Origin of the sequence: Pedobacter punctiformis, from assembly GCF_027213715.1 — a bacterium.
Classification (GTDB): Bacteria; Bacteroidota; Bacteroidia; order Sphingobacteriales; family Sphingobacteriaceae; genus Pedobacter; species Pedobacter punctiformis.
This window is the reverse complement of record NZ_JAPWGM010000004.1, coordinates 24,370-38,475: the sequence shown is the minus strand read 5'-3', so window position 1 is coordinate 38,475 and position 14,106 is coordinate 24,370. Positions and strand designations below refer to the sequence as shown.

General features: G+C 35.5%; 11 protein-coding genes. 9 read left to right on the top strand and 2 right to left on the bottom strand.

Features of this window, described 5'->3' with window-relative positions; all coding sequences use genetic code 11:
• Positions 1–99: 99 nt before the first annotated feature.
• Complete coding sequence (gene gpmI / locus O0955_RS12175; RefSeq protein WP_269427821.1) at positions 100–1,623, top strand: 2,3-bisphosphoglycerate-independent phosphoglycerate mutase; 1,524 nt, start codon at positions 100–102, stop codon at positions 1,621–1,623.
• Positions 1,623–2,153: a hypothetical protein gene (locus O0955_RS12170; protein WP_269427820.1), complete on the top strand. Its 531-nt coding sequence runs from the start codon at positions 1,623–1,625 to the stop codon at positions 2,151–2,153. Before gpmI ends, O0955_RS12170 begins: the two co-directional genes overlap by 1 nt.
• A 49-nt stretch (positions 2,154–2,202) precedes the next feature.
• Here O0955_RS12170 and O0955_RS12165 read toward each other — a convergent pair whose 3' ends face one another.
• Positions 2,203–2,823, bottom strand: a complete 621-nt coding sequence (locus O0955_RS12165; protein WP_269427819.1) for a tetratricopeptide repeat protein — start codon at positions 2,821–2,823, stop codon at positions 2,203–2,205.
• A gap of 315 nt (positions 2,824–3,138) precedes the next feature.
• Here O0955_RS12165 and lon point away from each other — a divergent pair, with 315 nt between their 5' ends.
• Complete coding sequence (lon, locus tag O0955_RS12160) at positions 3,139–5,610, top strand: endopeptidase La (RefSeq protein WP_269427818.1); 2,472 nt, start codon at positions 3,139–3,141, stop codon at positions 5,608–5,610.
• 83 nt (positions 5,611–5,693) lie between these two features.
• A complete protein-coding gene (locus O0955_RS12155) occupies positions 5,694–6,644 on the top strand; it encodes a lipid A deacylase LpxR family protein (RefSeq protein WP_269427817.1) in 951 nt (316 codons plus the stop codon).
• 31 nt (positions 6,645–6,675) lie between these two features.
• Here the strand turns inward: O0955_RS12155 and arfB are convergent, their stop codons facing one another.
• Positions 6,676–7,086, bottom strand: a complete 411-nt coding sequence (gene arfB, locus O0955_RS12150; RefSeq protein WP_269427816.1) for an alternative ribosome rescue aminoacyl-tRNA hydrolase ArfB — start codon at positions 7,084–7,086, stop codon at positions 6,676–6,678.
• A gap of 139 nt (positions 7,087–7,225) precedes the next feature.
• Here arfB and cmk point away from each other — a divergent pair, with 139 nt between their 5' ends.
• From cmk to O0955_RS12125, 5 genes are all read left to right on the top strand, one after another.
• Positions 7,226–7,912, top strand: coding sequence for a (d)CMP kinase (gene cmk, locus O0955_RS12145; protein WP_269427815.1), 687 nt, complete (start codon positions 7,226–7,228; stop codon positions 7,910–7,912).
• Between the two features lie 69 nt (positions 7,913–7,981).
• Positions 7,982–8,806, top strand: coding sequence for a 3-keto-disaccharide hydrolase (locus O0955_RS12140; RefSeq protein WP_269427814.1), 825 nt, complete (start codon positions 7,982–7,984; stop codon positions 8,804–8,806).
• Positions 8,807–8,998: 192 nt separating this feature from the next.
• Positions 8,999–9,715, top strand: coding sequence for an SH3 domain-containing protein (locus O0955_RS12135; RefSeq protein ID WP_269427813.1), 717 nt, complete (start codon positions 8,999–9,001; stop codon positions 9,713–9,715).
• Positions 9,716–10,057: 342 nt separating this feature from the next.
• Entirely contained in the window at positions 10,058–11,992 is a 1,935-nt protein-coding gene (gene rpsA / locus O0955_RS12130; RefSeq protein ID WP_269427812.1) for a 30S ribosomal protein S1, read from the top strand.
• A gap of 490 nt (positions 11,993–12,482) precedes the next feature.
• Positions 12,483–14,087: a beta-N-acetylhexosaminidase gene (locus O0955_RS12125; RefSeq protein WP_269427811.1), complete on the top strand. Its 1,605-nt coding sequence runs from the start codon at positions 12,483–12,485 to the stop codon at positions 14,085–14,087.
• Positions 14,088–14,106 lie beyond the last annotated feature (19 nt).

Here is a 14,106-nt window from a genome sequence, read left to right as displayed (position 1 = left end):
ATAACCTTCAATAAAGCTATATTTGCTTTATAAATTAAAATACTAAAACAGGTTACGCACCAAATTGTTTTGAGTATTGTTATAATTATTTGAATAAACATGATAAAAAATAAAAAACTCGCACTTATTATTCTAGATGGTTGGGGCTACGGAAAACAAGATAGTTCAGATGCTGCATTTGCCGCCAACACGCCTTTTTTTGATTCATTGTTAAAAAAATATCCTAATTCAAAACTGGAAGCATCTGGCGAAGCAGTGGGTTTACCTGCTGGGCAGATGGGAAACTCGGAAGTTGGCCACATGAATTTAGGTGCCGGCAGAGTTGTTTATCAGGAACTTGGCCGTATAAATAAATCAATAGCTGATCACGAATTACACCGTAATCCGGTTTTATTGGAAGCCTTTGATTATGCCAAAAAAAATAATAAAGCGCTACATTTTATCGGTTTGGTTTCAAACGGTGGTGTACATGCACACATCGAGCATTTAAAAGCACTTAGCGATGCTGCACAGGAAGCCAGTTTAGAAAAGGTTTTTATCCATGGCTTTTTAGATGGGCGTGATACTGATCCTAATTCAGGATTGGGTTTCATCTCGGATCTTCAAAATCACATACAGGGTTCTTCAACCAAAATTGCCTCATTAATTGGCCGTTATTATGCCATGGACAGAGATAATCGTTGGGAACGTGTTAAACAGGCTTATGATGTAATGGTGAATGGTATTGGGGAGAAAACTCAGGATGCCTTAACTGCCATTCAAAAATCTTATGCTGATGGCATTACCGATGAATTTTTAAAACCGATTGTTTTAACGCAGGATAATGGTGCACCTGTTGCAACCATTCAAAGTGATGACGTAGTAATTTGCTTTAACTTCCGTACAGATAGAGGTCGTGAAATTACGACTGCTTTAACTCAAAAAGATTTCCCTGAGCAACAAATGCATAAATTGCCATTGTACTACGTAACGATGACCACTTATGACGAAAGCTTTGAAAAGGTAAATGTGATTTTTACGAAAGATGATTTAAGTAAAACGCTTGGTGAAGTTTTGGCCGAAAATCAAAAAACTCAAATCCGCATTGCCGAAACTGAAAAATACCCACACGTAACTTTCTTTTTCTCCGGTGGAAGAGAATCTGAATTTGAAAACGAAAAACGAATCCTTATTCCTTCACCAAAAGTTGCTACTTACGATTTACAACCTGAAATGAGTGCTGCAGGAATTACCGAGGCCATTACAAAGGAAATGGAAACCGGATGGGCAGATTTTATCTGTTTAAATTTTGCTAACCCTGATATGGTGGGTCATACGGGCGTATTTGATGCCGTTATAAAGGCTGTTGAAACTGCTGACCAATGTGCAGAAATTGTCGTGAACAAGGGGTTGGAAAATGGCTACTCTTTTATTTTACTGGCAGATCATGGCAACTCAGAATATATGGTTAACAATGACGGATCGGTAAATACAGCACACACGACTAATCTTGTTCCTTGTATTTTAATTGATAACGACTATAAAAGTATTACTGACGGTAAGTTAGGAGACATTGCTCCTACTATTTTAAAAATATTGGGTGTTGCTATTCCGGAAGAAATGACAGGAAACGTTTTAATATAATGACGAAGAACCTTTGTATTTTGGTATTTGCCCTGGCTTTCTTTTCGTGCAACCAACGAAAAGATGCAGAAGCAAATACCGATTTATTATACTTTGATGTTAAAGGCTATTTTAAAAATGAAGCTTTGCATTTGCAAAAAGTAAAACCTTTGGTCCAAAAATTGGTAAATCTTAATGGTGATGCAGAAAGTAAAGCCACAAAAATTAATGATTGGGAAAAAGAACTTACCATATTTACCGATGCCGACATTAACAAAACCTCCTGGAGAGGCAGTTTTAAAATAAATAAGGTGGCTGATACAGAAACCTACACTTCTGACAACAGAAAAATCCCTGTAAAAAGAATTATTATTGTTAAAGTAAATGGTAAAGTAACCAGCATTGAAATTATCAGAGAAAATAAAAACATGGTATATCAATCAACTGATACCTTACTCTACTATCCAGACAGCTTATACGAAATAAGAAAGCAGCAAAAAATCAAATTACTTAATCCTAAAAAATATATTATTACAGGTAAGCTGAAATAAAAAAGGGGCTTTGAAAATTTCAAAGCCCCTTTTTTATGATTAATTTCTTTTATTTTAAACTGGCAATCTGTGCTTTATCATAAGTAATCCAGTCGATAATGTCTTTTCTTAAAGGCTGCATGGTTAAAACCTTTTGAAAATCGGCAATAGAGTTGTTAAACAGTGCAATACAAGCTACTTTATCTGGTCCTTTTTTAACTTTATATGACCTGAAAATTGCATAATCTTTATAGGCCAAGGCTCTGTTTTGAAGGCCTTGTGTATCTTCTTCACCACTAATTTCTATCGCTTTTGTAAAATCTTTAATGGCTGTAGTGTAAAAACTCTCCCGCATTTGGCTTAACGATTCCTTTGGATCATTTGCAATGTTTAATCTCGCCTTGCCTCTGTAATAGTATGCAGAAACTTCGTTTGGTTTTAGAATAAGCAAACGGCTGTAAATAGCAATAGAGTTTTCATAATCTCCTTTTTGAAAATAAGAATAACCCAGCATTTTTAAAACATCTGCATTGTTAGGATCTTTAGCATCGGCTTTTTCCAGCTGCATTATTGCAGTTTTATAATCGCCTTTCATCATAGCCTGCATGCTTTTATCTGAATTGTTTTGAGCTATGGCACTGCTTGATGAGAAAATAATTAACCCTAAAATGGTTTGTTTAAAATAGTTCATGTATTAATAATAAGTTAACAAATCTAACACATCAGTTAAGATTTACATAGATATATTTTGCAATATAATCGAAATCCGATAATTTAAAAGATTTTTATTTTTCTTTAACTAAACTCATTCGTTTAAACAACATAAACGTTAAATATTGGTTTATATGATATTTAATACAAATATTTAAAATTATACTGCCTTTTTAACATAACATTAATATAATTTTCACTTTGGCACAAGAGTTGAATTTATTATCCTGTTAAGTAATTTAAACAATCTGTTAACGATTAAACTGCCAGTTTGTCGTGATATATAAATTCGAGAATGAGTAAAAACGATATATTTGATTTCAATTCTGCAATGCCCATGATAAACGAGGATACCGAATTTTTTCCCTTAATGTCTCAGCAGGACGAGGAAGATATGAACAATGAGGAGACTCCTGAAAGATTGGCTATACTGCCTTTGCGAAATACGGTTCTGTTTCCTGGTGTGGTAATTCCAATTACGGTAGGCAGAGATAAATCAATCAAATTAATTAAAGAAGCATACAAAGGAAATAAGATTATTGGCGTAGTTTCTCAGAAAGACGTTTCAATTGAAGATCCTACTTTTGACCAGTTAAATAACGTTGGTACGGTTGCCAACATTATTAAGTTGTTGCAAATGCCTGATGGAAACACCACCGTGATTATCCAGGGTAAACAACGTTTCAGGTTACTGGAAGAAGTGCAAAACGAACCTTACATTAAGGCAACCGTTAAGAAATTTGAAGAGCAAAAACATAAAACAGACAAAGAATTTAAAGCATTAATTGCTTCGATCCGTGAAATGTCTGCTCAAATTATTCAGCTTTCGCCAAACATTCCAAGTGAAGCCAGCATCGCCCTTAAAAACATAGAAAGTAATTCATTTTTGATCAATTTTATTTCGTCAAACATGAATGCCGAAATGGCGGATAAGCAGCAAATCCTGGAAATGGATAAATTGCAGGAAAGGGCTCAAAAAGTAATGGAGCTTTTAATGGTCGAATTACAGATGCTGGAACTGAGAAATCAGATTCAATCTAAAGTTCGTACCGACCTGGATAAGCAACAACGCGATTATTTTTTAAATCAGCAGTTAAAAACAATTCAGGAAGAATTGGGTGGTAACTCTGCCGATTTAGAGTTTGATGCTTTACAGGAAAGGGCTAAAAAGAAAAAATGGGCTAAACCTGTTGCGGAGCATTTTGATAAAGAATTAGATAAACTGGGCCGCATGAATCCGGCAGCACCAGATTATTCTATCCAGTTAAATTATCTGGAATTACTTCTGGATTTACCATGGAGCGAGTTCACCAAAGATAATTTTGACCTTAAAAGAGCACAACGCATTTTAGATAAAGACCATTTCGGTTTAGAAAAGGTTAAACAGCGTATTATAGAATATTTAGCGGTTTTGAAGCTGAAACGCAATATGAAAGCGCCTATTTTATGTTTGGTTGGCCCTCCGGGAGTTGGTAAAACATCATTAGGAAAATCTATTGCAAAAGCCTTGGGCCGTAAGTATGTACGTATGGCATTGGGTGGTATTCGCGATGAAGCCGAAATTCGTGGTCACCGTAAAACTTATATTGGCGCAATGCCCGGTCGTATTATTTCGTCAATTAAAAAAGCAGGTGCGGATAATCCTGTTTTTGTACTGGATGAGATTGATAAGGTAGGTACAGACCATCGTGGCGATCCTTCTTCTGCCTTACTGGAAGTTTTAGATCCGGAGCAAAATAGTGCCTTTTACGATCATTATGTAGAAATGGACTACGATTTATCGAACATCCTGTTCATTGCAACCGCAAACTCTTTAAGCACCATACAGCCTGCCCTGCTTGACCGTATGGAAATTATTGAAGTAAACGGCTATACGATTGAAGAGAAAATTGAAATTGCCAAGAAATACCTTTTACCTAAACAAAAGGAAAATCATGGTTTGCAAAATAAAGACATCAATCTGAAACCTGCTTTAATTGAAAAGGTAATTGAAGATTATACCCGCGAATCTGGTGTACGTGGCTTAGAGAAAAAAGTAGGTTCGCTGGTGCGTGGCGTTGCAACAAAAATTGCAATGGAAGAAGAATATAATCCAAATTTAACAAATGAGGATGTAGAACGTATTTTAGGAGCCCCGATTTACGATAAGGATTTATATGAAGGTAACGAAGTTGCAGGCGTGGTTACCGGTTTGGCCTGGACAAGTGTTGGTGGCGATATTTTATTTATTGAATCCAGTTTGAGCCCGGGTAAAGGCAAATTAACTTTAACCGGTAATTTGGGTGATGTAATGAAAGAGTCTGCGGTAATTGCTTTGGCTTATTTACGTGCACATGCAGCAGAATTCGGCATTGATTATTCGTTGTTTGATAACTGGGATGTTCACGTACACGTACCTGCAGGTGCAACGCCAAAAGATGGCCCTTCGGCTGGGGTAACTATGCTTACCGCTTTAACATCAGCATTTACGCAGCGCAAAGTAAAACAACATTTAGCCATGACGGGCGAAATTACTTTACGTGGTAAAGTGCTTCCTGTTGGTGGGATTAAAGAAAAAATATTGGCCGCCAAAAGAGCGAATATTAAAGAAATTATTCTTTGCAAAAGCAACCGTAAAGATATTTTAGAAATTAAAGAGAGTTACATTAAGGATTTAAAATTCCATTATGTTAACGAAATGAGTGAAGTAATTGATTTGGCTTTAACCAAAAACAAAGTTAAAAAGCCATTGGATTTAAGTATTAAAATTGCTCCAATTGTAAACTAAATTGTAATCTTTTGGCTTAACAGTCCATAATTTCAGTTACAATAAATACTTTTACAGCCCGGGATATATTTCCGGGCTTTTTTATGAAATCAATCCTATCCTCCCTATTCATTATCTTTATTTCTTTAAGCGTAAATGCCCAAAGTTTTAAAAACGAGTTTGGCTTTAAAACAGAAAATGATGCCTATCTGGCTACATTGAATGACAGATACTATACCAATGGCTTATTTATCTATTTCAGAAGCGCATTAAATCCTGAAAAGTTTTCGGATAAAATAGAAAAGAAAATCTACGAAATTTCTCTAGGCCAAAAAATGTATACGCCCTATTGGGGTTCAGTACCAAACAAAGAAGATCAGGACAGACCTTTTGCAGGATATTTATATGCCGGAGGAGCTTATTCTATTTTTTATAAAAAAGAAACAGTTTTAAAGTTAAGTGCAGAAATTGGGATGATTGGCCCCAGCTCTTTAGCACGCAATGCACAAAAGTTTTTACATCAAACCGTTGGTTTTTATGCCCCGGCTGGCTGGGATTATCAGATTAAAAATGATTGTGCACTTAACCTGGCTGGAAATTACAGTAAATTACTATACCGCAGTACTGATAATATTATTGATTTTAGCGGACAGGGCTACGCCAATTTAGGAACCACTTTTTCCGGTTTGGGTACTTCCATATTATTCAGAGCCGGAAAATTAAATCAGCTCTTTAACAGCGCTTACCATAACGCGGTAATTGGCGAATCTAAAACCAAAAACCTGAACAAATCTGAGTTTTTCTTCTATTTAAAACCGCAATTAAATGTTGTGGCTTATGATGCAACTATCCAGGGCAGTCTATTTAACCATAATAGCCCGGTAACTTTTGGTGTTAAACCAATTGTTTTTGAGCAGCAATTCGGTTTAAATTATAGTTCGAAACGTTTTACAGCCGATTTTAATGTTATTTTCAAAACTAAAGAAGTTGAAAGTGCTGCAAAAGCACAGAATTATGGCGGGTTAAGTTTGTATTACCGGTTCGAAAAAATATAAATAGATATATTTAATAAAAAAAGCCGTAAAACTAATCGAAATTTGGTTTTTTACGGCTTTCTTTTTTCTGAGCGGTGACAGATTTTGTTTTTAAACGTTTTTGAATTACTGCCCTGGGTATTTTCGTTGGCTTACGTTTCTTTTCAACCAAAAGAGATCGTTTTAATAAATCCAGCAACTTCGCTACCGTTTTTTCTTTGTTTAAAAGCTGACTTCTGTCTTCTTGAGAAACGATGTGCAAAAAACCTTCTGTATCGAGACGGTTTTCGAGTCTGGATTTTAACAACGTTTTTTCTTCATCGGTAAAATATTCAGCTTCTTCCAGGTTAAAAATCAGTTCAACCTTACTGGAAACCTTATTTACGTTCTGCCCACCCTTACCTCCGCTGCGTGATGTTTTGAAGGTAGCCGACTTTAATATTTCTTCTCTTGTGGGTAACATGCCACAAAAGTATAAATTGCTGAAACAATTTAAAAAGATTTATTCTCCTGCTTATCTACATGCCATTTTTGTTTAGAATTGTTCTTTATACGCCTAAAAAATTCATCAATACCTTTCTATTTTTTTACCTTTGCCTGCGATGAGAAAAAATGTAGTAATAGCGATAGATGGTTATTCATCTTGTGGAAAAAGTACATTGGCTAAAGCATTGGCTAAAAAATTAGGCTTTATTTATGTTGACAGTGGTGCGATGTACCGGGCTGTGACTTTATATTTTCTAAGAAATAAAATCAATGTTGCAGATGATGCCAGCGTCGCCGATGCTTTACAACACATTGAATTGAATTTCCATTCACGTGATTATCAATCTCATATTACTTTAAACGGTGAAGAAGTTTCTGATGAAATCCGTTTGATGCCTGTTTCGGAAAATGTTAGTGAGGTTTCTGCTCATAAAATTGTGCGCCACGAAATGGTGAAGCAACAACAAAGAATGGGGAAATCTAAAAATATTGTAATGGATGGCCGTGACATAGGCACAACTGTTTTTCCTGATGCACCGGTTAAGTTTTTCATGACTGCTGACCCTAAAATCAGGGCTGAACGAAGATTTAAAGAGCTGGAAAGTAAAGGCAATAATGAAACCACTTTGGAAGAAGTTTTTGAAAACCTGGCTCACCGAGATTATGCAGATACAACCAGGAAGGAAAGTCCTTTGGTTAGAGCTGATGATGCCATAATTTTGGATAATACAGAACTTACACAGGAAGAACAATTGGCTTTTGCCTTAGAAAGAGTTGAACCTTTTTTAACTAAAACAGCTTAATCCTTTACTGAAAGTATAACTGGTATAATTTAATTTCTTATTTTTAACAGCAAACCACTGCTTTTAAATATGAAATTAAAATTATCTCTGCTTGCAATTGTTACCTTATTATATGTAAATCAGGTTTCAGCCCAAAAAGGTTGGATTAATCTTTTTAATGGAAAAGATTTAAAAGACTGGAATATTAAAATTTCTAAGCATAACTATCAAGAAAACTATGCAAATACTTTTCGCGTAGAAAATGGTTTATTAAAGGTAAGTTACGATGGTTATCAAAGTTTTGATCAGCAATACGGACACATTTTCTATAAAAAACCTTTTTCTTATTATTTGTTAAAGGTAACCTATCGTTTTGTAGGCGACCAGGTTAAAGGTGGTGAAGGCTGGGCATTGCGAAACAGCGGTGCCATGCTGCATTGTCAGGCACCTGAAACGATGCTGAAAGATCAGGATTTCCCAATATCTATTGAAGGACAAATTTTAGGTGGCGACGGTGAGCACGAACGCCATACCAGTAATGTTTGTACCCCGGGTACTCAAATCGTGTACGAAGGAAAATTATTTACTCCGCACTGCCTGGATTCTAAATCAAAAACTTATGCGGGTGATCAATGGGTTACTGCAGAGTTTTTAGTTTTAGGCGATTCTGTTATCAAACACATTATCAATCACGAGGTTGTACTGGAATATACCAAACCACAGATTGGTGGCGGTAACGTAGCCAATTATGATCCTAAAGTAAAAGTAGATGGAAAGGCTTTAACTGGTGGTTATATTTCTTTACAAAGCGAAAGCCATCCTATTGAATTCAAAACGGTTCAGCTGTACAACCTGGAACCTTTTGCAAAGAATAAAGTTAAATTGAATAAAGTACTGGGTGAAATTCTTAAATAGCAGATGTTTTTTACATCCATGAGCTTCATTGATTTTCTTTACTTTCGGTATTAGTCCAAATTATCTTTTTTTAATCTTCTTTAGCCTTATTGAAAGTATTTTATACTTTTGAGGCATTTAACACTCTGCTTACTTCTTGCGTTAATTTTTGCTGCATTGGCTATTCGTTAATGTTTTTTATTACCTATGATTATGACCAGAATATTATTCCTGTTTGTTGCGCTATTTATTTCTTCGATGAATTTAAGTGCACAAGATATGTACCGCGTTAAAGCCGACAAATTAAATGTCAGAGCAACGAACGATCCGAAAAGTAAAGTTATTGGCTTTATCCGTCAGGATGAAAATGTGGCAGTGCTGGATTCGGCGGATGCGAAATATTTTAAGGTTAAGGTAACAAATGGCGAAGGTTGGGTAAGTAAAGAATATTTAATCAGGGTTAGCCCCGTTCCTTCAAAACCAGTTGTAAAACCGGCAGCGGTAGCTACACCAAAAGCTATAACAGATAACTCCAATCTGATCTTTTTTTCAATTGTAGCCTTAATACTGATCACTATTTTGTTTTTTATATTTAAATATTTGAGGCAAAACAGGATTCTAATTGCGTTTTCTACCCTTGTGGTATTGGTAACCGGTTATTTTTGTTTTATCACTTTTATAAAAGAAAAAGTGGTTACGGGTACATTTGCAAGTGACAGCGATACTCAATACCAATCTTTTGATTTTAAAACGAAAGATTCTGTTGTGGTAAAAGATGTTTATTCTGATTCATTATTTATCGCTCATTACGTAATTGAGGGCGATATGATTAAACTGCAACAGGAACAAAATACTATTTTATTGTTAATCAGAGATGAAAATACTTTAATAGGTGAAGGCTTTACCAAAGGAACCTTTATTAAGAAGTAATTATTAAAACCGGATTTAGGTTTCTTAAGTAAGCCTGGATTCTTAAACCTGGCGGAGCGGATTAGCCCACATTCCGATTTTACATCCGGAGAGGACTATGAGCAAAAGCAGGACTGCTGTTTGGGAAGAGCGGCTAAATGCTCATTTTCAAATCATTACAAAAAGCAGTACGCTAAACGCCTTGTCTTTACGACTGGTATTCTGAAATAAATTCAGAATCGAGGACCGGGCTTTCTTAATATGCTAAAAATCAGCAACATTTATTAAAAAAATCTTTTCTATAATTAAAAAAAGTTTTACCTTTGCAGTCCCTAAATAGGGAAAAAAGGAGATAATTAATTAATGGCTAAAAAACAAGTAGCAGAAAAAGAACTAGCAGCTAAGACAGCTGAGCTTCAGGATGCAGGCGGACGCTTGACTGAAAAAGAAACTATTGAATCAGAAGCTGATTCAGTTTCGATCGAATCGATCAAATCATCATTAGCAACACCAACAGAAGATTTTGATTGGGATGCAGATGAAAAAGTATTCGGTAATTACAATGATGCAGACCGTAAAAAGTTTGAAGATATGTATGCCGGAACATTTAATCAGATCACTAAAGGTGAAATCATTAGCGGTATTGTTGTTTCAATTAACAACAAAGACGTAGTATTAAACGTAGGTTTCAAATCTGACGGTTTAGTTTCTACTTCAGAATTCCGTGATACACCAGATCTAAAAATCGGCGATTCAGTTGACGTTTTCGTTGAAGCACCAGAAGATGCTAACGGTCAATTGATTCTTTCTCGCAAAAGAGCTAAAACTCAAAGATCATGGGAAGCTATTAACGAGGCGCTTGAAAATGATAGAATCATCAATGGTTTTGTAAAAAGCCGTACTAAAGGTGGTTTAATTGTTGACATTATGGGCGTTGAGGCTTTCTTACCAGGATCTCAAATTGATATTAAACCTATCCGTGACTACGATGTTTACGTTGGTAAAACAATGGAATTCAAAGTTGTTAAAATTAACCATGAGTTTAAAAACGTTGTAGTTTCTCATAAAGTGTTAATTGAAGACGATTTAGAAAGCCAAAAAGTAGAAATCGTTTCTAAATTAGAAAAAGGACAGGTATTAGAAGGTACTGTTAAAAACATTACTGATTTCGGTGTGTTCATCGATTTAGGTGGTGTTGATGGTTTACTTCACATTACTGATATTTCTTGGGGCCGCATAGAGCATCCAAAAGAAGTATTATCATTAGATGAAAAAATCAACGTTGTTGTTTTAGATTTTGATGATGAGAAAAAACGTATCGCATTAGGATTAAAACAATTAACTCCACACCCTTGGGAAAATTTAAGTGCTGACATTCAGGTTGGTTCTAAAGTTAAAGGAAAAATCGTAACTGTTGCAGATTACGGTGCTTTCTTAGAAATCATTCCAGGTGTTGAAGGTTTAATCCACGTATCTGAAATGAGCTGGTCACAAAACTTAAGAAATCCACAGGAATTCTTAAAAGTTGGTGATGAGATCGAAGCTGAAGTTTTAACTTTAGACAGAGACGAGCGCAAAATGAGCTTGGGTATTAAACAATTATCTAACGATCCTTGGCAAGAAGTTGCTGCTAAATTCCCTGTAGGAAGCAAACACAAAGCTGTTGTTAAAAACATGACTAACTTTGGTGTTTTCGTGGAAATTGAAGAAGGTATCGATGGTTTAATCCACATTTCTGACTTATCATGGTCTAAAAAAGTTAACCACCCTAACGAATTCACTAAAGTTGGTGATGTATTAGACGTAGTTGTTTTAGAATTAGACGTTGATAACCGTAAATTAAGCTTAGGTCACAAACAATTAGAAGAAAACCCTTGGGATACTTTCGAAACGATCTTTACTTTAGATTCGGTTCACCAGGGTACTGTTGTTAAAGTAACTGATAAAGGTGCTGTTATTGCTTTACCATATGGCGTAGAAGGTTTCGTACCAACTAAACACATGGTTAAAGAAGATGGTACTTCGGTTAAAGCTGAAGAAACCAATGACTTCAAAATCATTGAATTCAACAAAGAAGCAAAACGCATTGTAGTATCTCACGCCCGCATTTGGGAAGAGGTTAAAGCTGAAGCTGTTGCTGAAGAAAGAGCAACTAAGAAAAAAGAAGCTAAAGCTGCTGTAACTGCTGTTAAAAAAGTTAAAGATTCTGTAGAGAAATCTACTTTAGGAGATTTAGACGTATTAGCTCAATTGAAATCGCAATTAGAAGGCGAAGAGAGCAAAGCTAAAAAAGGCTAGTTCTTTTTAACTGATCATATTAAAGCCTTCGATGAAAATCGGAGGCTTTTTTTGTGGATTTTTTTGTGGATTTTTTTGCCACGGAAATACTGAATTCACGGATTTATTTTGAACGATCTAAAAAATTGTAAAAGCATTTAAGAATAACTTATAGGGTATAAAATAATAATTAGAAAACGAAAGCAAGAGCCAAGCCCCGTTATACTTCCTGCCGTGAAAAACGGCATTCATGCTCTCGGGTTTATTTAACAAAGGTCATCAGTCTTATATTTTCTTAATGTCTTATATGGCAATTATTTGAAGCTATAGTTTTGAACCATGTAAGAAATATAAGAGCATTTAAGAACCTCCCATTTGAAAAAAATAACTATAACACACTCATTATGAATAAATAACAATGTTTATTTAATGTATATCCTAAGCTTATAAATCGTTCACTTTTATCCCAAAGTGTTTTTTCTTACTTTTGAAAAAATAATAGCTTATCCATATGAGAGTTTTTACATTTCTTTTTTTACTGGCGATTACCTTTAATCTTTCTGCTCAGGAAATCAATATTATTCCTCAACCGGTAAAAGTCGAAATAAAATCCAAAAACTCTCCTTTTATCATTGATAGCAATACTCAAATTATAGCTGCTGATTCTTTATCGAACAATGCTTTGTTTTTGAAGGATTACTTATTTAAATACCTTGGCAGCAACGTTACTCAGTCTGCAGTTTCTGATCGCAAAACCAGTGTTATAAAATTAGTTATAAGCAATGTTAAGACTGAAAATGAAGACCGCTACGAATTAAATTCAGATGCTAAACAAATCACCATTCAGGCCACATCTTCCAAAGGTATTTTTTATGGTATACAAACTTTAATTCAGCTTCTGCCCTATTCAAATAAAGCTTTTCCGGTTCAGGTTCCCTCGGTTTCCATTATAGATTATCCTCGTTTTGCTTACCGCGGCATGCATTTGGATGTAAGCCGTCACTTTTTTGATATTGCTTTTGTAAAACAATACATTGACTACCTGGCATTGCATAAAATGAATTATTTTCATTGGCACTTAACTGATGACCATGGCTGGCGAATAGAGATTAAAAAATATCCAAAGCTAACCGAGGTTGGTGCCTGGCGCAACGGAAGTATTATTGGTTTGTATCCAGGAACCGGAAATGATGGAATAAAACACGGCGGATTTTACACTCAGGAACAAATTAAAGAGGTTATTAAATATGCTGCCGACCGCTATGTTACCATCATTCCCGAAATTGAAATGCCCGCACACAACATGGCCGTTTTAGCTTCTTACCCTGAATTGGGTACAGAACCTTCAAAAAAATATGAAGTAGCCCAAACCTGGGGCATCTTTAATAAGTTTAACAATGTTTTGCAGCCAACAGAAAAAACCTTCTCTTTTTTGGAAGATGTTTTAACTGAAGTAATGGATTTATTCCCTGCGCCTTACATCCATGTTGGCGGAGACGAAGCAGCAAAAACCTGGTGGAAACAATCTGCTGTTGCTCAGCAAATTATGAAAGCTAATAATTTAAAGGATGAAAGTGCACTGCAAAGTTATTTCATCAGAAGAATGGAGAAATTTGTAAACAGTAAAGGCAAAACAATTATTGGCTGGAATGAAATTTTACAGGGTGGCCTTGCTCCAAATGCTATTGTAATGAGTTGGCAGGGCGAAAAAGGGGGCATTGAAGCCGCAAAACAAGGCCACAAAGCCATTATGACTCCAGAGAATAAAATGTACTTCAATCATGCACAATTTGTTAAAGAGGATAGTTTAACTGCTAATAAGTTATCTCCACTGATTGATGTTTACAATTACGAACCAATTCCGGCAGAATTAACGGCAGAACAAGCTAAATACATTTGGGGCGGACAAGGGTGTTTATGGAGCGAGTACATCACCAATCCTGCAAAAGTACAGTATATGCTTTTTCCGAGACTGGATGCCTTGAGTGAAATTTTATGGAGTCCGAAAGGTAAAAGAAATTATCCCGACTTTAAAAAACGCCTGAATACGCAATTTAAACGTTACGATTTAATGGGCATAACTTACAGCAAAAGATACCTGACAGGTGATTTTTAATTCTATGTATATTTGCTGA

Excerpts from the sequence above, each read along its gene's own strand:
- O0955_RS12125 (WP_269427811.1), top strand. The coding sequence starts at position 12,483 with ATGAGAGTTTTTACATTTCTTTTTTTACTGGCGATTACCTTTAATCTT.
- O0955_RS12135 (WP_269427813.1), top strand. The coding sequence starts at position 8,999 with ATGACCAGAATATTATTCCTGTTTGTTGCGCTATTTATTTCTTCGATG.
- cmk (WP_269427815.1), top strand. The coding sequence starts at position 7,226 with ATGAGAAAAAATGTAGTAATAGCGATAGATGGTTATTCATCTTGTGGA.
- O0955_RS12170 (WP_269427820.1), top strand. The coding sequence starts at position 1,623 with ATGACGAAGAACCTTTGTATTTTGGTATTTGCCCTGGCTTTCTTTTCG.
- O0955_RS12140 (WP_269427814.1), top strand. The coding sequence starts at position 7,982 with ATGAAATTAAAATTATCTCTGCTTGCAATTGTTACCTTATTATATGTA.
- gpmI (WP_269427821.1), top strand. The coding sequence starts at position 100 with ATGATAAAAAATAAAAAACTCGCACTTATTATTCTAGATGGTTGGGGC.
- O0955_RS12165 (WP_269427819.1), bottom strand. The coding sequence starts at position 2,823 with ATGAACTATTTTAAACAAACCATTTTAGGGTTAATTATTTTCTCATCA.
- rpsA (WP_269427812.1), top strand. The coding sequence starts at position 10,058 with ATGGCTAAAAAACAAGTAGCAGAAAAAGAACTAGCAGCTAAGACAGCT.
- O0955_RS12155 (WP_269427817.1), top strand. The coding sequence starts at position 5,694 with ATGAAATCAATCCTATCCTCCCTATTCATTATCTTTATTTCTTTAAGC.
- arfB (WP_269427816.1), bottom strand. The coding sequence starts at position 7,086 with ATGTTACCCACAAGAGAAGAAATATTAAAGTCGGCTACCTTCAAAACA.
- lon (WP_269427818.1), top strand. The coding sequence starts at position 3,139 with ATGAGTAAAAACGATATATTTGATTTCAATTCTGCAATGCCCATGATA.